Source organism: Leucobacter sp. OLIS6 (assembly GCF_002752355.1).
Lineage (GTDB): Bacteria > Actinomycetota > Actinomycetes > Actinomycetales > Microbacteriaceae > Leucobacter.
The window spans coordinates 32,649-52,738 of record NZ_MRAV01000015.1 but is presented as its reverse complement, the minus strand read 5'-3'; the positions used below and the strand labels follow the sequence as shown (position 1 = coordinate 52,738).

The window sequence follows — 20,090 nt, the reverse complement described above, 5'->3', positions numbered from 1 at the left end:
CCCACCTCTGACATGACGCACCCCAGGAACGAGGCCGCCATGACCCGCGCCACCATCGCCATCGCCGCCGCACTCGCGGCGACCGTCGCGCTCGCCGGCTGCTCCGGTGACGGAAAGCAGAAGGAGCCGGAGGAGGGCCCGCTCAGCAAGTACCTGTCGGCGCTCTACGACGAGTCCCAGTGGAACGACGACCGCATGGAGGCGGACCACAAGAAGATGGAGAAGGTCATCGCCGAGTGCATGACCAAGGAGGGCTTCGAGTACAAGCCTGCGCCGTTCCAGAACAGCGGCTTCGTGTTCGACCCTGCTGACGAAGAGGGGCCGCAGATGGGCACGCTGGAGTTCGCCAAGCAGTACGGCTACGGGATCGTCGACGGTCCGTGGAGCGAATCAGCAGCCGAGGAGTCCTCAGAGGATATCCCCGAGGATCCCAACCAGAAGTATCTCGAGTCGCTGAGCGAGTCCGAGCAGCAGGCGTACAACGATACGCTCTACGGCCCGCAGCCCACCGCCGAGGAGATGTCGGCGATGGAGGAGGAGGGCGCGGAGCCGATTCCCTACGACTGGAAGAAGAGCGGCTGCCAGGGCAAGGCCCAGCACGAGGTGCAGGGTGAGCAGAGCTATGAGGCCGCGAGCAAGGATCCGGCGTACGCGGATCTGTTCACGTCCGTCGATGAGTTCTGGCAGAAGCAGTACGAGAACAACGACGCGCTCGACGCGCTCGATCGCAAGTGGGCCGATTGCATGAGCAAGGCCGGCTTCTCGGACGCCGCAAAGCGGATCGACGTCCAGTCGAAGCTCAACGACGAGTGGAACGAGGTCCTGTCCCAGGGCGAGCCCGCCGACGAGAACGGCGTGTGGAAAGAGCCCAGCAAGGCCGAGAAGAAGAAGTTCCAGGAGCGCGAGATCGAGGTCGCCGTCGCCGACGTCACCTGCGCCGAGAAGCTGCAGTACGACGACAAGGCCGCCGCGCTGAACCGAAAGGCCGAGCAGAAGTTCGTCGACGAGCACGAGAAGCAGCTCAAGGCACTCGTCGCCCAGTACGGCGTGAAGAAGAAGTAGTCGTGCGGAGCCGGAAGCAGAGGAATTCAGCAGAACAGCACGAGGGGGTCGGTGGGAACGACGAGTTCTCGCGCGTGCTCGCGGGCGAGCCCGAGGAGCCCGGTGCCGACGGTGCCGACGGCACGGATTCACCGAGCGCGGACGCCGTCGGCGAGGCCGGCGCCGGCAGCGCCGACGACGCGCGCCCCGGCCGCCTGCGCCGCTGGTTCTCGGGCCCGTGGACGGGCTCCCGCCTCGTCGCGCTCATCGCGGGCGTGGCCGTACTCTCGCTCCTCGCGGGCGTCGTGCTCATGCAGTTCATCGTGTCCCCGGCGGAGCTCGCCGCACGCGCCGCCCCGCCGAAGGCCGGCCCGGTCACCGCTCCGATCGAGGAGCGCAAGATCGAGAACACGGTGGTGAGCCGCGGCGAGGTGACCTACGCCGACGCCGTCGACGCGCAGATCGACGCGGCCGGCCTCTCCGAGCGCGCCGTCGTGACCGGGCAGGTCCCCCAGTCGGGCAAGATCCTCAAGGCCGGCGACATCGCCCTCGAGATCGCGGGACGCCCGGTGATCGTGCTCGCCGGAGAGCTTCCCGCGTACCGCAGCATGAGCATCGGACAGCGCGGACCCGATGTGCTCCAGCTCAAGCAGGCGCTGACCGCGCTCGGCCTGTCGGCGGGCGACACCTCGAACAACGTCTTCGAGGGCGACACCTCGAACGCGATCGGGGCGCTCTACGAGCGGCTCGGCTACCCCGCTCCCGTCGTGCCCGATAGCGCGCAGGGAGCGACCGACGCCGAGTCGGGCGTTCGCAACGCGGAGCTCGCGCTCACCCAGGCCCAGGTCACCTTGTCTCAGGCGATCGAGGCCAAATCGAAGGACGTGCGCGCGGAGCAGGCCGCGGTCGATTCCGCAGCCGCCGAGCTCGAGAAGGCGCGCGAGGCGCTCGTGACGGCGCAGGAGGCGGCGATGCCGACCATGCCCTCGTCCGAGGTGCTGTTCCTCAGCAGTCTGCCGCGGCGCGTCGACGAGGTCCGGGTGAAGCGCGGCGACGTGCTCCAGGGCACCGCGATGACGGTGTCCGGCGCGACGCTCACGGTCACGGGCACCGTCGCGAAACAGGACGCCGAGCTGCTCTCGAAGGGCCTGCCGGCCACGTTCGCCCCAGCGGGCGGCGCCGAGCTGAAGGCCACCGTGACCCGGATCGACAAGCCCGGAACGAAGGCCGAGGGCTCGGGGCAGAACGGTTCCGCGTCAGCCGATGCCGGATCCGGCGGCGGGGACGACAGCGGCGCGGGCGGCGACGCCCCGAAGTCGAGCGACCGGTACACCGTGTTCCTCGACCCCGGCAAGCTCAGCTCCGAGCAGATCGAACAGCTGCGCGGCACCAACGTGCGGCTGAAGATCCCGGTGGCGTCGACCAAGGGCGAGGTGCTCAGCGTTCCCATCGCGGCGCTGTCCACGGGATCCGGCGGAGAGAACCGGGTCGAGCTCCTCATCTCCTCGAAGCAGAACGGCAAGGACCGCACCGACGAGACCGCCACCGTGACGGTGAAGGCCGGGCTCGCGGCCGACGGCTACGTCGAGATCAGTTCCTCGGATCCCCGGATCAAGGCGGGCGCCAAGGTCGTGGTCGGCCGGTGATCCGCGAGAACGCGGAGGATCGGCGCGTCCGCTCGCGCGCCCGGTCCCGCGCGGCGAAGCGCGCCCGCGAGCAGCGGCGCACCGAGCGGCCGACGACGGTCGGCGATCCCGATTTCGCGGGCCCCATCGTCGAGCTCGCCGACGTCACCCGCCTCTTCCCCGGACCGCCCGCGGTGCAGGCGCTGCGCGGCGTCGATCTCGTGCTCGAGCGCGGCGACTTCCTCGCGATCGTGGGGCCCTCGGGCTCCGGCAAGTCCACGATGCTCAACACCCTCGGCCTGCTCGACCGGCCGAGCAGCGGCACCTACCGCTTCGAGGGCATCGATACCTCGGAGCTCACCGAGGACGAGCGCGCGGCGCTCCGCGGGCGGGCGCTGGGCTTCGTCTTCCAGTCCTTCCACCTCATGCCCACGCGCAGCGTCCTCGAGAACGTGATGCTGGCCACCGTCTACGCCGGCGTGGATCCGAACGACCGGGAGCGGCTCGCGCGCGAGGCGCTCGATCGGGTCGGCCTGGCGCATCGGGTCGGGTTCTCCCCCGCGACCCTGTCCGGCGGCGAGCGGCAGCGCGTCGCCGTCGCACGGGCCGTGAGCACCTCGCCCCGCCTGCTGCTCGCCGACGAACCGACCGGCAACCTCGACCGGGAGAACTCCGAGGCCGTGCTGCGGCTCTTCTCGGAGCTCGGTGCCGACGGTCTGACGATCGTCATGATCACGCACGACTCCGCGGTCGCCGATGCGGCCCGTCGCCGGGTCCGCATCAGCGACGGCCGCCTCTCGGAGCTCGCGTGAGCCCCCGCGCGGCCCGCGAAGGGCGCGAAGCACGGCGCCCCGGGCGGTTCGGCATCGCCCGACGCCCCGCGCGCTGGGTCCACACCGGGCTCCCCTGGCGCGACCTCGCGCACGAGTCGCTCGAGGGCATCGGATCGCGGCCCTCCCGGCTCGCGATCACGCTGATCGGAACGGTGCTCGGCATCGCGTCGCTCATCGTCACCATCGGACTCTCGCAGACCGCCGCGGGCCAGATCTCGCAGCAGTTCGACTCCGTCGCGGCGACCCGGGTGACCGTCGAGCCCGGCACCGCGAAGGCATCGGGCGGCAAGGAGCGCGCCCAGAGCCGGATCCCCTGGGACGCCGCCGAGCGCGTGAGCGGTCTCGCGGGTGTCGAGGCCGCCTCGGTCTACGCGAAGCTGCCGAACACCCCGACGGTCGAGGCCGTCGAGGTCCACGACCCCGCCGAGGCCTCGCAGGCGCCACCACCGGTCATCGCCGCGTCCGGCGACTACATCGACGTCGTGCAGGGGCACATCCGGACGGGCCGGTTCTTCGACTCGGGCCACGACGAGCGCGGCGATCGCGTCGCCGTCCTCGGCTCGAAGGCCGCGAAGCAGCTGGGGGTGAACCGTGTGAGCGGCCAGCCGGCGATCTTCATCGACGGCCGCGCCTACACGGTGATCGGGATCATGGATCGCGTCGGCGCCCGCGAGGCCACGCTCGACTCCGTCATCGTGCCCGCACGCACGGCCCGAGCGGCGCTCGGACTCGCCGCCCCCGAGAGCCTCGACATCCGGATCGCCGTCGGGGCGGGGCCGGTGGTCGCCCGGCAGGCGCCCATCGCGCTCGATCCGAACGCTCCGAAGACCTTCAAGGTGGCGGCGCCACAGTCCGGCAGCGAGCTGCAGGGCAGCGTCGAGTCAGACATCAACGTCATCTTCGTCATCATCGGCGGTGTGGCGCTGCTGGGCGGCGGTGTGGGCATCGCCAACGTGACCCTGCTCTCCGTCTCGGAACGGCGCGGCGAGATCGGGCTGCGGCGCGCGCTCGGCGCGCGCACCCGGGACATCGCGCGGCAGTTCATCCTCGAATCGCTCACCACCGGCGTGCTGGGCGGACTCATCGGCGTCGCGATCGGGCTCTTCGCGATGCTCGGCGTCTGCCTCGTGCAGGAGTGGACACCGACGATCGCGCCGTGGGCGGCTCCCGTCGGCGTGCTCCTGGGCGCCCTCGTCGGTCTCGCGGCGGGGGCCTACCCGGCGCTCAAGGCCGCCCGGATCGAGCCCGTGGACGCGCTGCGCGACGCCCGCTGACCGTCAGCCGCCGTTCCGCCGCACGATCTCGGGAACCCAGATCGGCACGTAAGGCGACACGCATCCGGGCGGCGTCGGGTAGTCCTCGAGCACGCCGAGGCGCTCGCCGATATCGAGCACTCGTGCTCTGCGGGTGGCGTCGCGGATCCCGATCTCTCCCAGGCAGGAGTTCATCGCCCACTGCAGACGATCGGGCGCATCGCGCATCTCGGCCTCGATCGTGTCGAGCAGCCCGTCGAGGTCGAGACCTTCGGGCCGCTTCGCCACGCGCTCGGTCGTGAGCGCCCACCCGGCGCTCGCGACCACCGGGTCGGGGTCCGCGATCCAGCGCAGCCGCAGCGACTCCGCGCTCGGGCTCTTCTTGACCAGGTAGGCGACGAGCCAGTCGTGCGCCTTCGGCGATCCGGCCTCGCGCAGCATCGCGTCGTAGCCGTCGGCATCCCGGTCCTTGGGCCGCAGCATGAGGATCGCGACGAGCTGCGCCGCGACGTCCCCGGACGCCCACAGCTCGGCCGCCGCGGCTTCGTCACGGCCCGCGGCCTTCGCGACTGCGCGGAGCTTCGTGAGGTTCACCCCGTGCGAGTCCCCATGCCGCTCGTTCACGGCCCGGACCCTGGGGTCCTCCAGAGCGGCGAGCTGCTCGCGCACGGTGGTCGCAGTGTTCGTCTCGGTCATGCCGCCCAGCGTACGCGTAACATTCGCTCGCCCGCCCGAGAAGCCGGGCAGGATGGAGGATATGGACTGGCAGACGCCCGAGGACTCGTTTCCGACGGACTTCATCACCGACGCGCAATTGCGCGCCCTCATCGGACGCCCGCCGATCTCGGGGGCCTGGCGCGACGGCGACCCGGTCGGCTCCCGGAAGTTCCTGCCGATCGGCGACTTCGTCACGGAGACCGGTGAGGTCCTGCCCGGCGCTCGCATCGCCTACGAGACCTTCGGCGAGCTCGCCCCGGCGCGCGACAACGCGATTCTCGTCTTCCACGCGCTCACGGGCGACAGCCACCTCGCCGGCCCCGCGGGCCCGGGGCACCCGACCGACGGGTGGTGGGCCGAGATCGTCGGGCCAGGCAAGGCGCTCGACACCGACCGCTTCTGCGTCATCGCCCCGAACGTGCTCGGCGGCTGCCAGGGCTCGACCGGTCCCGCATCGCTCGACCCGAGCGGACGCGAATGGGGCGGCCGGTTCCCCTACCTCACGATCCGGGACCAGGTGAACGCCGCAGCGCGCTTCGTCGACGAGCTCGGTATCGCGCGATTCCGAGCGGTCATTGGTGGATCGGTCGGCGGCATGCACGCGCTCGAGTGGCAGCTGAGCCACCCGGATCGCGCCGACCGCCTCGCGGTGATCGCCGCCCCGCCGGTGACCACCGCCGACCAGATCGGGCTGAACCTCGTGCAGCTGGAGGCCATCCGTTCGGATCCCGCCTTCCGCGGCGGCAACTACTACGACGCGCCCGACGGCGTCGGCCCGCACCACGGACTCGCCACGGCGCGACGGCTCGCGCTGCTCAACTACCGCAGCAACACCGAGCTCGACGAGCGCTTCGGACGCGCCTGGCAGTCGGCGGTCAGTCCCCTCGGCGGCGGCGGTCGCTTCGCGGTCGAGTCCTACCTCGATTTCCACGGCAACAAGTTCACCCGCCGTTTCGACGCCGGCAGCTACGTGACCCTCGTCCAGGCCATGAACTCGCACGACGTCGGCCGCGGGCGGGGCGGCGTCGCCGCGGCGCTGCAGCGGCTCGAGCTCCCCACCCTCGTGCTCGGGATCCCCAGCGACCGGCTGTTCACGATCGACGGCCAGGACCTCATCGCGGAGCACGCGCCGGGCAGCCTCGACGGCGACCGCGCGACCCGCATCGACTCCCCGTTCGGGCACGACGCGTTCCTGATCGAGTCCGCGCTCGTCGGCGCTCAACTCGAGCGACTGCTCGCCGCCTGATCCGCCGCCCGACGACGGCCGACCCCTCGGCGAGGTGCGGGAGCGGCGCTCAGCACGCTCCCACCTCGCCCGCCTAGGCTTCCGGAGTCGGTCCCACCGGGAGAGAAAGAGGAGAGATGCGTCGTTCTGCGCGCACGTCCCGTGCCAAGGTGGCTGCGACGCTCGCGGTGCCCCTGTGCCTCGTCGGCTGCGCGGCGGCCCAGGCCCCGTCGAACTCAGTCAGTCCCCCGCTGCGGGCCGAGAACGGATCGGGCATCTTCGACGAGCAGGCGGCGGCAGAGCACCGCGTCACCGGCCTCACCATCACAAAGCCCGAGAACCTCAAACTGCTCAGCGAGCACGGGGTCACGGTCAGCGGCAGGATCACGATCAGTTCGAGCGAGATCACCGCGGCCACGGTCGACGCCCGGCTCGCCGACGGCCCCGAGCTGACCTTCTCGCTCACCGAGGCCGTGGTGCTCCGTCGCGCGGGCGACGAGGATCCCGTCACCGTCTCGGGCAGCCTCGCCATCGCGGGTCAGACTCCGGTGGGCACCAATGTCTCGGTCACGCCGCACCTGGTCGGCGAGGGGCACGATCGGCTCGACCTGTCGATCGAGATTCCGAAGACCCTGCCCCCCGCGCTCCAGCTGATGCTCGGCTCGACCGGCAGCATCGACGCGTCCGTCCAGCTCACGACGGCGGACGAGGCTCAGTCGGCGAACCGCTGACGCCTCGTGGCGTCGTGCACCTCGCCGACCAGCTCCTCGATCACGTCCTCCAGGAACACGATGCCCAGGATCAGGCCGTCCCGGTCGCGGATCTGAGCGAGGTGCACGCCGCGCGCCTGCATGCGCGCCAGCACGCCCTCGAGCTCCGCTTCGGGGTGCATGGTGAGCAGCTCGCGGATCCGCTTCGGCGGGATCGGCTCCGCGATGCGATCGGCGCCCAGGCGCAGCAGATCCTTGATGTGGACGTAGCCAACCAGCGCATCGTCGGCGTCGCGCATCGGGTAGCGCGAGAAGCCGTGCTTCGTGACCGCGGCCTCGACGTCCTCGGTCGTCGCGCCGATCGGCAGTGAGACGAGGCGGTCGAGCGGTACCAGGATGTCCTTCGCCTGCTTCGTCGTGAACTCGAAGGCCGCGGAGAGCGCTCCGCTGCGGTCCTCGAGCACGCCCTCGCGGGTCGAGTGGCTCACGATGTTCGCGACCTCCTCGAGCGTGAAGGTGCTGTTGGACTCGTTCTTCGGCTCGACCTTGAACAGGCGCAGGACCCCGTTCGCGGTCGCGTTCAGGCCCGCGATCACGAAGCGCAGGATCCGGGAGATCCAGACGAGCGGCGGGGCGAGCAGCAGCACGGCCTGGTCGGGCATCGAGAACGCCGCGTTCTTCGGGATCATCTCGCCGAACACGACGTGCAGATAGGACACCACGAGCAGCGTGATGACGAACGCCGCGACGGAGACGATCTCGGTCGAGAGGCCGGTCCAGCTCAGCGGCCCCGACAGCAGGTGGTGGATCGAGGGCTCCGAGACGTTCAGGATCAGCAGCGAGCAGACGGTGATGCCGAGCTGGCTCGTCGCGAGCATCAGGGTGGCGTGCTCCATCGCGTAGAGCGCGGTCTTCGCCCGCTTCGAGCCGGCCTCGGCCTTCGGTTCGATCTGCGAGCGTCGGGCCGAGATGACCGCGAATTCGGCCGCGACGAAGAAGGCGTTGGCGATGAGCAGCAGCACCAGCCAGAGGATTCCGAGCCAGTCGTTCATGCGCGGGCCTCCCCCTCGTCGGTCGCGGATCCGGTGTCGGTCACCGGCGCGGGCGCGAAGTACCGCAGGCGCGCGATGCGACGCCCCTCCATGCGCTCCACCCGCAGGCGTCCGCCCTCGGGCAGCAGCACCTCGTCGCCGACCACGGGGATCCGCTCGAGCTGCTGCAGCACGTAGCCGGCGACGGTGTCGTAGCTGTCGTGCTCGGGGATCTCGATCCCGGTGCGATCGCGGACCTCGTCGGGCCGCAGGTCGGCCGGGAAGGTGAGCTCGGTCGCGGTGCCGACCACGCCGGCCTGCGCTCGATCGTGCTCATCGGCGACCTCGCCGACGAGTTCCTCCACCAGGTCCTCGAGGGTGACGATGCCGGCGGTCCCGCCGTACTCGTCGACGACCAGGGCGAGCTGATAGCCGGAACCGCGCAGTTCGCCGAGGAGCTGGTCGAGCCGCATGGTCTCGGGGACGCGCATGGCCTCCTCGGCGAGCGCAGCCGCGGGGACCTCGCCGCGCTTCTCGCGCGGCACCGAGACCGCCTGCTTGACGTGGACGACACCGACGACGTCGTCGCGGTCGCCGTCGATCACTGGGAATCGGGAGAAGCCGGTACGCCCCGCGAGCTCGAGCACCGCCTGCGCCGGTTCGAGGCGCTGCACGCTCTCGACCTTGAGCCGCGGGGTCATCACGTCGGCGGCGGTGAGCTCCGAGAAGCGCAGGGTGCGGTCGAGCAGCGTCGCGGTGTCGGCCTCGAGCAGGCCGGCGCTCGCCGAGTGGCGCACGAGCGACGAGAGCTCCTCGGCCGTGCGGGCGCCCGAGAGCTCCTCCTTCGGCTCGATCCCCATGGAGCGCAGCACGCCGTTCGCGCTGCCGTTCAGCACGAGGACGGCCGGCTTGAACACCGCGGTGAACGCGGCCTGCATGGGGACGACGAAGCGCGCCGTGCCCAGCGGCTTCGCCAGGGCGAAGTTCTTGGGCACGAGCTCGCCGACCACCATCGAGAACAGCGTCGCGAAGGCGACCGCGAGCGGCGCGCTGATCGCGCGGCGCAGCGCCTCGGGGACTCCGAGCGCCCCGATCGGGCCGTCGAGCCAGGCGCTCAGCACCGGCTCGAGCAGGAAGCCCGCGAGCAGCGTCGTGAGCGTGATGCCGAGCTGCGCGCTGGAGAGGTGCGTCGAGGTGTGCCGGAGGGCGTTGATCACGCGGTCGAGGCCGCGCTCGCCGGAATCGCGGCGCCGCTCGAGTTCGTGGCGATCGAGCGCGACGAGGGAGAATTCGGCCGCGACGAACACGCCGGTTCCGAAGGTCAGCAGTATGCCGAGTGCAAAAGCGATGACGTCGTTCATCGACGGCCTCGCACGGGGATCCGCGCCTCAGCGCGGTTGGTACTCGGAGGGTCCGATTGAGAGTGGGCTGGGGCGTCCATTTGCGCTCATCCTAGCAGGGGGACCTCCTCGTCCGACAGGTGTCCGGGATACCGGATGAACGCCTGTCCGCGCACCGCGGACGGATCCACGGCGCCCAGGGAATAGGCGTAGGGTATTCGGGTGAGCGCCCCCACCGATGCGAGGCGCTTGCGGGCCTCCCCGCGCGCGCTACAGAAACGAGAGGAATTCGGTTTGGCTGAGCGGACTCCGGTTACCGAGAACGGTAACCCCGCAGGAGATTTCGGTGCGAACGCCTGGCTGGTCGAGGAGCTGTACAAGCAGTACAGCGCCGACCCGAACTCGGTGGACCGCTCCTGGTGGCCGATCCTCCAGCGCTTCGCCGCAGGAGAAGGCGCGACGGGAGCCGCCGCTCCCCCGCAGACCGCAGCCCCCGCCGCGCAGGCGGTGACCCCGCCCGCGACTCCCGCAGCCGCGGCCGCGAGCCCCGCCGCTTCCACCGGAACCCAACCCGCGCGCACCACCAACGTCGCGCCGCGTTCGGCTCCGATCCCGGCAGAGGCCCCCCGCACGACGCCCATCACCGGTGTCATCCCGGTCGACGAGGACGCCGTGACCCCGCTCCGCGGCATGGCGCGCACGCTGTCCAAGAACATGGACCAGAGCCTCACGATCCCGACCGCGACGAGCGTGCGCACGATCCCGGCGAAGCTCCTCATCGACAACCGCATCGTGATCAACAACCACCTCCGCCGCAGCCGCGGCGGCAAGGTGTCGTTCACCCACCTCATCGGCTGGGCGCTGATCCAGACCCTCAAGGACTTCCCCAGCCAGAACGTGGCCTACGCCGACGTCGACGGCAAGCCCTCCATCGTGGTGCCCGCGCACATCGGCCTCGGCATCGCGATCGACATCCCGAAGCCCGACGGCACCCGCTCGCTGCTCGTCCCCTCGATCAAGCGCGCCGAGACCCTCGACTTCAACGACTACCTCGTCGCCTACGAGGACCTGGTGAAGCGCGCCCGCGACAACAAGCTCGGCGCCGCCGACTTCCAGGGCACCACGATCTCGCTGACCAATCCCGGCGGCATCGGCACCGTGCACTCGGTCCCCCGCCTCATGCAGGGCCAGGGCGCGATCATCGGCGCCGGTGCGCTCGAGTACCCGGCCGAGTTCCAGGGCGCCTCCGAAGAGGTGCTGACCCGCCTCGGCATCTCGAAGACCATCACCCTGACCAGCACCTACGACCACCGCGTCATCCAGGGTGCTGGGTCGGGCCAGTTCCTCAAGATCGTGCACGAGCGCCTCACGGGCGGGCACGACTTCTACGAGGAGATCTTCGCCGCCCTCCGCATCCCCTACAAGCCGGTGCAGTGGGCCTCCGACATCCACGTCGACATCTCGGGCGCCATCGACAAGTCCGCCCGCGTGCAGGAGCTCATCAACTCCTTCCGCGTGCGCGGCCACCTCATGGCCGACGTCGATCCCCTCGAGTACGTGCAGCGCACGCACCCCGATCTCGAGATCGAGAACCACGGGCTCACCTTCTGGGATCTCGACCGGGAGTTCGTCACCGGCGGCATCGGCGGCAAGCGCACCATGCTGCTCCGCGACATCCTCGGCGTGCTCCGCGACTCCTACTGCCGCAAGATCGGCATCGAGTACATGCACATCCAGGATCCCGAGCAGCGGCTCTGGATCCGGGGCAAGGTCGAGGTCCCCTACGAGAAGCCGAGCCACGACGAGCAGCTGCGCATCCTCGACAAGCTGAACGAGGCCGAGGCCTTCGAGACCTTCCTGCAGACCAAGTACGTCGGGCAGAAGCGATTCAGCCTCGAGGGCGGCGAGTCCGTGATCCCGTTCCTCGACGCCATGCTCATCGACGCGGCCGAGGACGGCGTCGACAGCGTCGACATCGGCATGGCCCACCGCGGCCGCCTCAACGTGCTCTCCAACATCGCGGGCAAGACCTACGGCCAGATCTTCCGCGAGTTCGAGGGCGCGCAGATGCAGAAGGCCGGCTCGGGCGACGTGAAGTACCACCTCGGCACCTCCGGCGTCTTCACCGCGCCGAACGGCACCCAGGTGCCGATCCACCTCGCCGCGAACCCGTCGCACCTCGAGACCGTCGACGGCGTGCTCGAGGGCATCGTCCGCGCCAAGCAGGACCTGAAGCCGATCGGATCGTTCACCACGCTGCCGATCCTCATCCACGGCGACGCGGCGATGGCCGGCCAGGGCGTCGTGTACGAGACCCTGCAGATGTCGCAGCTGCGCGGCTACCGTACGGGCGGCACGATCCACATCGTGATCAACAACCAGGTCGGATTCACGACCCTCCCCCGCGACTCGCGCACCGGCATCTACTCGACCGACGTGGGCAAGACGATCCAGGCGCCCATCTTCCACGTGAACGGCGATGATCCGGAGTCGGTCGTCCGCGTCGCGAAGCTCGCCTACGAGTTCCGTCAGCGGTTCCACATCGACGTGATCATCGACCTCGTCTGCTACCGCCGCCGCGGGCACAACGAGGGCGACGACCCGTCGATGACCCAGCCGCTCATGACCGACCTCATCGAGGCGAAGCGCTCCACCCGTCGCCTGTACACCGGCGCGCTCGTCGGTCGCGGCGACATCACCGAGGAGGAGTACGAGAAGTCGAAGCAGGACTTCCAGGACCGCCTCGAGCGAGCGTTCATGGAGACGCACGCCGCGCAGACCGGCTCGATCCCCGTGATCGACCAGAGCGGCGTCGCCACCCCGCCGAGCGCCGAGACCGCGACGACCGCCGTCGAGACCGCGGTCAGCCGCGCAGTGGTCGAGCGCATCGGCGACGCGCACGCGAACAAGCCCGAGGGCTTCACCGTGCACCAGAAGCTGCAGCAGCTCCTCAACAAGCGCGTGCAGATGAGCCGCGAGGGCGGCATCGACTGGGGCTTCGGCGAGCTGCTCGCGCTCGGCTCCCTGCTGATGGAGGGCACCGCGGTGCGCTTCGCCGGCCAGGACGCGCGCCGCGGCACCTTCGCGCAGCGCCACGCCGTGTTCCACGACCGCGCGAACGGACAGGAGTGGCTCCCGCTGCTCAACCTGTCGGAGGATCAGGCCCGCTTCTGGATCTACGACTCCCTGCTCTCCGAGTACGCGGCGCTCGCCTACGAGTACGGCTACTCGCTGCAGCGCGAGGACGCCCTCGTGCTGTGGGAGGCGCAGTTCGGCGACTTCGCGAACACGGCGCAGGCCGTGATCGACGAGTACATCGCCGCGGCCGAGCAGAAGTGGGGCCAGCGCTCCTCCGTCGTGCTGCTCCTGCCGCACGGCTACGAGGGCCAGGGCCCCGACCACTCGTCGGCCCGCATCGAGCGCTACCTGCAGCTGTGCGCGGAGGACAACATGACGGTCGCCCGCCCCTCGACGCCCGCGAACTATTTCCACCTGCTGCGCCGCCAGGCGTACGCGCGTCCCCGCAAGCCGCTCATCGTCTTCACCCCGAAGTCGATGCTGCGTCTGCGCGGCGCGACGTCGTCGGTCGAGGAGTTCACGACCGGCGCGTTCCAGCCCGTCATCGACGATCCGAAGCTCGAGAGCAAGAGCGCGGTGCGCCGCGTGATCCTCGTCTCGGGCAAGACCTACTACGACCTGCGCGCGGCGCTCGACAAGAACCCCGATCCCCGCGTCGCCGTGGTGCGCATCGAGCAGTTCTACCCGATGCCGACCGCCGAGCTCACCTCGGTGCTCTCCGGCTACCCGGGCGCCGAGCTCGTGTGGGTGCAGGACGAGCCCGAGAACCAGGGCGCGTGGCCGTTCATCTCGCTCGAACTCGCGAAGAAGCTCGCGAACGACAAGATCCGTCTCGTCTCGCGTGCCGCCTCCGCGGCGCCGTCGACCGGCTCCGCCAAGGTGCACGCGGTCGAGCAGGAGTCGCTGATCAGCCGGGCGCTGACCTTCGACAGCTGATCCCCGCAGTTCCGAGAACAGTGAGGGCCCGCGCTTCGGCGCGGGCCCTCCTGCGTGTCCGGGGTCGGTGCGGCGTCCCGCGCGGAGCCGACGATCTCGGAGATCTGCAGGATTTCGGACGCAGCGGACGGGATGGTCCGAAATGCCGCAGATCTCCGAAATCCCGCTGCGCCGTGTTGTTGGTGGTGGTGGCGATCTCCGATTCAGCTGCGCGGGCGGATCGCCAGCACCACCGCTGCAGCGGACGCCGGGATCGCGACGAGGAACAGTCCGAGCGCAGGGTCCGTTGGGCTCGTCGATTCGGGGAGCAGCAGGCAGGCGCTGGCCGCGGTGAGCAGCGCGACCACGGTCGCGGGCAGGATCATCGGGGGACGACGGGAGAAGCGGCTGCGGTGCGGGGTCACGGTGGCCTCCGAGGCGCTGAGGTGCTGCGGGATGAACGCACCCAGTCTCAGCGATACACGACGGTCCCGCACCCGACGCGCGAGCGGGACCGCCAAGCTTCCGCTCGACGATCCCGCTCGTTCACCGTGCCGTCACCTGCGCGTCACGAATACCCCGGTCAGGAATCCCCGACCTCGGTTCCCGCAAACTTCGACATCAGGTCGGCGAAGGTGTCGTGCTCTTCGCGCTTCGCCTGGTCCTGGAGCGAGCGGCGGCTGAAGTCCGCCGTCGTCGCGGCGATGGTCGGGGCACCGGCCGCCGCGGGATCGTCGTCCATGCGCGCGGTCGAGTCGTCACCCGGCGCGGACGCCGCCGAATCACCAGCGGCGGCACCGTCCGCCTCGTCTCCCCCACGAACCGGAAGCGCGGAGAGCACGGCGTCGCCGCCCGAGGAGCGCGCGCCGCCATCCGCCCAGAGGCGGTGCCGGATCGCGTCGACGAGTTCGCGAGCGACGCGCGCCGACCGCTCGTCGATCCCATCGCTGCCCCGGGCCGACCCCCATTCCTCGGTGGCCGCGAAGATGCCGGTGGGCATCGGGATGGATCGCAAGTAGGCGAAGAGCGGACGCATCGCGAACTCGATCACGAGGGAGTGCCGGGCACTGCCGCCCGTCGCTCCCATCGCGATGGGGATCCCCCGCAGTTCTCCGGGCTCGATGAGGTCGAAGAAGGATTTGAAGAGGCCGGCGATGGAGGCGTTGAACACGGGTGAGACCGCGATCACGCCGTCCGCCGCGCGCACCGCGTCGAGCGCTGCGCGCAGCCGGGGCTCGGCGAATCCGGTGACGAGGTTGTGGGCGATCTCGACGGCGAGCTCCCGGAGCTCGATCACCTCGGTCTCGGCCGCGATCCCGTGGGCTTCGAGCGAGCGCTGCGCGTGCGACACGATCCGGTCGACGAGGAGCCTCGAGCTGGACGGGCTGCCGAGCCCGCCCGAGACCGCGACCAGGCGGACCCGCTGCGGGGCCGCGGCCGTTGCACTGCTCTGGGTGGCGTTCACGATGGCTGTTCTCCGGTCTATTCTTCGGTGGCGACGAGTCGTTCGGTGAGGGTGCGGAGCGTCTCGATCTCGTCGGCCGTGAGGCGTTCGCGCATGGCGGCGGCGACGTCGCGGGCGTGGCCCGCTCCGATGCGGCGTTGCAGTTCGAGTCCCGCTCCGGTGAGCGAGAGGATCGTGCCGCGCCGATCTTCGGGATCGGGACGGCGTTCGACGAGCTCCTCCTGCACGAGCCGGTCGATCAGCCGGCTGAGCGACGGCTGCGAGATGAGCAGCAGCGAAGTCAGGTCGCACTGACGCAGGCGCTCGGCGCCCGGCTTGCTCAGCTGGTAGAGCACGTCGTACTCCTGCATGGTGCGCCCGTGCCAGACCGGCGCGGCGGCGAACCGTCGGGCCAGGGTCGACTGGGCGACGAACAGCGCTTCCCAGGCGGCGACGGCCGCTCCGGTGCTGCCGGCCCTCACCAGCGGTCCTCGTCGAGTGCGGGATCGACGGGCGCCTCGGCCGCCTGGGCCTCGGCCGCCGCCGCTGCGACCCGGGCCGCTTCGAGGCGGCTGGCGTGCGTCGGCGTCTCGGGCACCTCGGCCGGGCGTCCCTTGGCGAACTCCTCGCGCAGCACCGGCAGCACGAGCTCGCCGAACAGGTCGAGCTGCTCGAGCACCGTCTTCAGCGGGAGCCCCGCGTGGTCGATGAGGAACAGCTGGCGCTGGTAGTCGCCCGCCCACTCGCGGAACGAGAGGGTGCGGTCGATCACCTGCTGCGGGCTGCCGACGATGAGCGGGGTCTGGTTCATGAAGTCCTCCATCGAGGGCCCGTGCCCGTAGACGGGAGCCTTGTCGAAGTAGGGACGGAACTCGTTCACCGCGTCCTGCGAGTTCTTGCGCATGAAGAACTGGCCGCCGAGGCCGACGATCGCCTGGTTCGCCGCGCCGTGCCCGTAGTGCTCGTAGCGCTCGCGGTAGATCGCGATCAGTCGCTGGTAGTGCTCCTTCGGCCAGAAGATGTTGTTCGCGAAGAAGCCGTCGCCGTAGAAGGCCGCCTGGTGGGCGATCTCGGGGCTGCGGATGGATCCGTGCCAGACGAACGGCGGCACCCCGTCGAGCGGGCGCGGGGTCGAGGTGAAATCGCGCAGCGGGGTGCGGAACTGCCCCTCCCAGTCGACGACGTCCTCGGTCCAGAGCCGGCGCAGCAGCGCGTAGTTCTCGATCGCCAGCGGGATCCCGGTGCGGATATCCTTGCCGAACCAGGGGTACACGGGACCCGTGTTGCCGCGGCCCATGACGAGGTCGACGCGGCCATCGGCGAGGTGCTGCAGGGTGGCGTAATCCTCGGCGATCTTCACCGGATCGTTGGTGGTGATGAGGGTCGTCGCGGTCGAGAGGGTGATCCGCTCGGTGACTGCGGCGATATAGCCGAGGGTGGTCGTCGGCGAGGAGGGGAAGAACGGCGGGTTGTGGTGCTCGCCGGTCGCGAACACGTCCATGCCGATCTCTTCGACCTTCTTCGCGATCGCGACGTGCGCCTTGATGCGCTCGTGCTCGGTCGGCATGATGCCGGTGGTGGGATCGACGGTGAGGTCTCCGACGGAGAAGACTCCGAACTCCATGACGGGCTCCTTCTGCTGGTGCCGCCCGACGATGTGGGGCGTGCGATACCCCAACTATATTCAAATGAATACATTTGTGCAAGGGGCGCGGCTGGGAGCTCGCTGCGCACGGACACAGACCTCGCCGCAGGGTCTGCGGCACAGGCGCGACCGAGGATCACGAGCGCTCCGGTGACCCGTAGACTGTTCCGACACACCACTGACACGATGAAGGACGAGGGTGCGATGAGCGCGTGGCGCATGCCCATCGAGGGGCACGAGCAGGATCGACTCTGGCTGGCCTGGCCGACCACCGGCTACACGCTGGGAGACACCGAGGCGGAGGCCGAAGAGGCCCGCACGACCTGGTCCGCCGTGGCGAACGCCGCGAGCGAGTTCCAGCCGGTCACGGTCGTCGTGAACCCGGGCGACGAGGCGGTGGCCCGCCGCTACCTCTCGGGGCAGATCGAACTGCTGACCGCTCCCCTCAACGACGCGTGGATGCGCGACATCGGCCCGAGCTTCGTGCTCGGCGAGAACGGCCGCCTCGGCGCCGTCAATTACGTGTTCAACGGCTGGGGCGGCCAGAGCTGGGCTCAGTGGGACAAGGATCAGCACATCGGACGCATCGTCGCCGAAGCGGCCGGGGCCGAACTGATCGACTCCGAGATGACCAACGAGGGCGGCGGGATCCAGGTCGACGGTACCGGCCGCGTCGTGCTCACCGAGACCGTGCAGCTCGATCCGGGCCGCAACCCGGGCTGGAGCAAGGAGCAGGTCGAGGCCGAGCTGAACCGCACCATCGGCACCGAGAGCGCTCTGTGGCTCCCCCGCGGGCTGCACCGGGACCACGACACCTTCGGCACCCGTGGGCACTCCGACATCCTCGCGGTGTTCCCGAATCCCGAGGTGCTGCTCATGCACCGCCAGGACGCCGAGAGCCACCCCGACCACGCGATCGCGCGCGAGAACCGCACCGTCGCCGAGCGCTGGAACACGGAGACCTCGGCCGGCCTCGAGATCCTGGATCTGCCGGCGCCCGAGGCGCTGCGCGACGAGGAGGGCTTCGTCGACTACAGCTACATCAACCACGTCGTGATCAACGGCGCGGTGCTGGCCTGCGCCTTCGCGGACCCCGCCGACGATCGCGCCCAGGGCATCCTGCGCGAGGCGTACCCGGGCCGCGAGATCATCGGGATCGACGCGCGCCCGCTGTTCGCGCGCGGCGGTGGCATCCACTGCATCACGCAGCAGCAGCCCAAGGTCGGCTGAGCCCCGTCCGAAGCACGGCCCCGGATCCCTCGCGGATCCGGGGCCTTCTGCGTGCACGGTGGCTATGAGCCCGGAGATCCGCACGATTTCGGACTCCTCCGACGTATCCGCTCCGAAATGCTGCAGATCTCCGCGGGGGGGGGGCGCTGACGCCTGCGTGCGACCGGAACCCGATGTCGGTGGTGCGGGATACGGTGGTCGACATGCCCCCACGAGAATCCCCGTCCCCGCGCTGGTGCGCGGTGGGACGCTCCGGCACCGCGCCGGGCGGCCTGGCGGCGGTCGAACTCGACGAATCGGGCGGGCGCTCCCCCGAGATACCCATCCCGGCGGACGGCCTGGCGAACTTCGTCGCCGCCCGCGAGGCCGAGGCGCCACGCAGGTGGGTGTGGGCCGACACCCCGGCCGTCTATCCGGCGCTCCTGACCGCAGGCGTGCGCGTCGAACGCTGCCACGATCTGCGGCTCTGCCACCAGATCCTGCGCAACTCGGTACTGGTGCGCGACCGGGCCGCCCTCCACGCCGCGACGCAGTGGGCGGTGGCGCCCGACCCCGTCGAAGAGCCGCGAGCTCCGCTGATGCCCGCACTGTTCGAGCTGGAGGCCGGGTCCGCACGCCGTCCGACGGTGCCCGACTCGCTTTCGGAGGTGCTCGCCGAGTTCGACCGGCAGCGGTCCGCCATCGACTCCGCCGCAGAACCGAACCGCATCGCGCTGCTGCTCGCCGCCGAGTCGGTGGGCGCGCTCATCGCGGTCGAGCTGACCTCCGCCGGGGTCCCCTGGGACACCGAGGAGCACGACCGCATCCTGAGCGAGGCGCTCGGCCCCCGGCCCGCTCCCGGCGCGAAGCCGGCGGCGCTCCTCGCCGTCGGCGAAGAGGTCCGCGCCGCGCTCGGCGACCCCTCGGCGAGCCTCGACTCCCCGCCGAAGCTGCTGCGCGCCCTGCGCGCTGCGGGCATCGAGGCGTCCTCGACATCGCGCTGGGAGCTCGCCGAGCACGAGCACCCCGCGATCCCGCCGCTCCTGCACTACAAGAAGCTCGCGCGCCTGCTCTCGGCGAACGGCTGGAACTGGCTCGACGAGTGGGTGCGCGACGGCCGGTACCGTCCGGTCTACGTGCCCGGCGGCGTGGTCACGGGCCGGTGGGCGTCGAGCGGAGGGGGCGCGCTGCAGATCCCGCGCAGCCTGCGCCCCGCGCTGCGCGCCGACCCCGGCTGCCTACTCGTCTCGGCCGACGTGTCGCAGCTCGAACCGCGGGTTCTCGCGGCGATGTCGGGCGACCGCGCCATGGCCGCCGCGGGCGCCGGACGCGACCTCTACGCGGGAATCGTCGAGAGCGGGGCCGTCGCCACCCGGCAGGACGCGAAGATCGCCGTGCTCGGCGCGATGTACGGCGGCACGAGCGGCGACAGCGGCCGCCTGGTCCCCCGGCTGCGCCGCGCGTTCCCCGCGGCGATGCGGCTGGTCGATGACGCGGCAGCGATCGGCGAGCAGGGCGGCATCGTGACGACCTGGCTCGGTCGCAGTTCCCCACCGCCCGGCGAGGAGTGGCAGGGCGTGCAGGCCGCCGCGAGCCTGCCGGGAGCCGGACGCCGCGAGGAGGAGCACGCGCGCCGCATCGCCCGCGAGTTCGGCAGGTTCACCCGCAACTTCGTCGTGCAGGGCACCGCCGCCGAGTGGGCGCTCGCCTGGATGGGCGAGCTGCGTCGGCGGCTCTTCGCGTTCGATCCGGTGCACGGCGAGACTCCGATGGCCGCCTCCGGACCCGTGTTCTCGGCGCGCCCGCACCTCGCCTTCTTCCTGCACGACGAAGTGATCGTGCACGCACCCCGCGCGCACGCCGAGGCGGTGGCGAGCGCGATCGAAGAGTCCGCGCAGGCGGCCGGGCGGCTGCTCTTCGGGGACGCGCCCGTCGATTTCCGGCTCGACCTGCGCATCTCGGAGCGCGCGCTCAAGGACTGAGCGCGGCGGCCCGGTTCGCACCGGACCGCCGCGCCCTGCGCG

General features: G+C 70.6%; 16 protein-coding genes. 9 read left to right on the top strand and 7 right to left on the bottom strand.

Going from position 1 to position 20,090, the window contains the following annotated elements:
- Positions 1-39: 39 nt before the first annotated feature.
- The 4 genes from BMH31_RS13870 to BMH31_RS13855 all read left to right on the top strand — a co-directional run bounded on the left by BMH31_RS13870 (position 40) and on the right by BMH31_RS13855 (position 4,773).
- Positions 40-1,062, top strand: a complete 1,023-nt coding sequence (locus BMH31_RS13870; protein ID WP_099722691.1) for a hypothetical protein — start codon at positions 40-42, stop codon at positions 1,060-1,062.
- A 2-nt stretch (positions 1,063-1,064) separates the two neighbouring features.
- Positions 1,065-2,687, top strand: coding sequence for a hypothetical protein (locus tag BMH31_RS13865; protein WP_241898305.1), 1,623 nt, complete (start codon positions 1,065-1,067; stop codon positions 2,685-2,687).
- Between the two features lie 125 nt (positions 2,688-2,812).
- On the top strand, positions 2,813-3,478 hold the full coding sequence (locus BMH31_RS13860; RefSeq protein WP_241898312.1) for an ABC transporter ATP-binding protein: 666 nt from the start codon (positions 2,813-2,815) through the stop codon (positions 3,476-3,478).
- Entirely contained in the window at positions 3,475-4,773 is a 1,299-nt protein-coding gene (locus tag BMH31_RS13855) for an ABC transporter permease (RefSeq protein ID WP_241898304.1), read from the top strand. Before BMH31_RS13860 ends, BMH31_RS13855 begins: the two co-directional genes overlap by 4 nt.
- 3 nt (positions 4,774-4,776) lie before the next feature.
- Here the strand turns inward: BMH31_RS13855 and BMH31_RS13850 are convergent, their stop codons facing one another.
- A complete protein-coding gene (locus BMH31_RS13850; protein WP_099722690.1) occupies positions 4,777-5,448 on the bottom strand; it encodes a DNA alkylation repair protein in 672 nt (223 codons plus the stop codon).
- A 61-nt stretch (positions 5,449-5,509) separates the two neighbouring features.
- On the opposite strand from BMH31_RS13850, the gene BMH31_RS13845 reads away from it, so the two are divergent.
- Together BMH31_RS13845 and BMH31_RS13840 are read left to right on the top strand one after the other, a co-directional pair.
- On the top strand, positions 5,510-6,715 hold the full coding sequence (locus tag BMH31_RS13845; RefSeq protein WP_099722689.1) for a homoserine O-acetyltransferase: 1,206 nt from the start codon (positions 5,510-5,512) through the stop codon (positions 6,713-6,715).
- A gap of 116 nt (positions 6,716-6,831) precedes the next feature.
- Positions 6,832-7,425, top strand: a complete 594-nt coding sequence (locus tag BMH31_RS13840; RefSeq protein ID WP_099722688.1) for a hypothetical protein — start codon at positions 6,832-6,834, stop codon at positions 7,423-7,425.
- Here BMH31_RS13840 and BMH31_RS13835 read toward each other — a convergent pair.
- Positions 7,407-8,456 carry a hemolysin family protein gene (locus BMH31_RS13835; RefSeq protein WP_099722687.1) on the bottom strand — a complete coding sequence of 350 codons (1,050 nt, stop codon included), beginning with the start codon at positions 8,454-8,456 and terminating at the stop codon, positions 7,407-7,409. The genes BMH31_RS13840 and BMH31_RS13835 overlap by 19 nt on opposite strands.
- Positions 8,453-9,796 carry a hemolysin family protein gene (locus BMH31_RS13830; protein WP_099722686.1) on the bottom strand — a complete coding sequence of 448 codons (1,344 nt, stop codon included), beginning with the start codon at positions 9,794-9,796 and terminating at the stop codon, positions 8,453-8,455. Before BMH31_RS13830 ends, BMH31_RS13835 begins: the two co-directional genes overlap by 4 nt.
- Before the next feature lie 273 nt (positions 9,797-10,069).
- Between BMH31_RS13830 and BMH31_RS13825 the strand changes: the two genes are divergently transcribed.
- Positions 10,070-13,789 carry a multifunctional oxoglutarate decarboxylase/oxoglutarate dehydrogenase thiamine pyrophosphate-binding subunit/dihydrolipoyllysine-residue succinyltransferase subunit gene (locus tag BMH31_RS13825; RefSeq protein WP_099722685.1) on the top strand — a complete coding sequence of 1,240 codons (3,720 nt, stop codon included), beginning with the start codon at positions 10,070-10,072 and terminating at the stop codon, positions 13,787-13,789.
- Positions 13,790-13,992: 203 nt separating this feature from the next.
- Here BMH31_RS13825 and BMH31_RS13820 read toward each other — a convergent pair whose 3' ends face one another.
- The 4 genes from BMH31_RS13820 to BMH31_RS13805 all read right to left on the bottom strand — a co-directional run bounded on the left by BMH31_RS13820 (position 13,993) and on the right by BMH31_RS13805 (position 16,836).
- A complete protein-coding gene (locus tag BMH31_RS13820; RefSeq protein WP_143469896.1) occupies positions 13,993-14,193 on the bottom strand; it encodes a hypothetical protein in 201 nt (66 codons plus the stop codon).
- A gap of 158 nt (positions 14,194-14,351) precedes the next feature.
- The gene (locus BMH31_RS15600) at positions 14,352-15,233 is read right to left on the bottom strand and encodes a CE1759 family FMN reductase (RefSeq protein WP_199068431.1); all 882 of its coding nucleotides are present in this window, start codon (positions 15,231-15,233) and stop codon (positions 14,352-14,354) included.
- Between the two features lie 17 nt (positions 15,234-15,250).
- Entirely contained in the window at positions 15,251-15,694 is a 444-nt protein-coding gene (locus BMH31_RS13810) for a MarR family transcriptional regulator (RefSeq protein ID WP_099722683.1), read from the bottom strand.
- Positions 15,691-16,836, bottom strand: coding sequence for an LLM class flavin-dependent oxidoreductase (locus tag BMH31_RS13805; protein WP_099722682.1), 1,146 nt, complete (start codon positions 16,834-16,836; stop codon positions 15,691-15,693). Before BMH31_RS13805 ends, BMH31_RS13810 begins: the two co-directional genes overlap by 4 nt.
- A gap of 225 nt (positions 16,837-17,061) precedes the next feature.
- Between BMH31_RS13805 and BMH31_RS13800 the strand changes: the two genes are divergently transcribed.
- Both BMH31_RS13800 and BMH31_RS13795 read left to right on the top strand, forming a co-directional pair.
- Positions 17,062-18,087 (top strand): agmatine deiminase family protein, encoded by a 1,026-nt coding sequence (locus BMH31_RS13800; RefSeq protein WP_099722715.1) that lies wholly within the window; start codon positions 17,062-17,064, stop codon positions 18,085-18,087.
- A 203-nt stretch (positions 18,088-18,290) separates the two neighbouring features.
- Positions 18,291-20,048 carry a bifunctional 3'-5' exonuclease/DNA polymerase gene (locus BMH31_RS13795; RefSeq protein WP_099722714.1) on the top strand — a complete coding sequence of 586 codons (1,758 nt, stop codon included), beginning with the start codon at positions 18,291-18,293 and terminating at the stop codon, positions 20,046-20,048.
- Positions 20,049-20,090 lie beyond the last annotated feature (42 nt).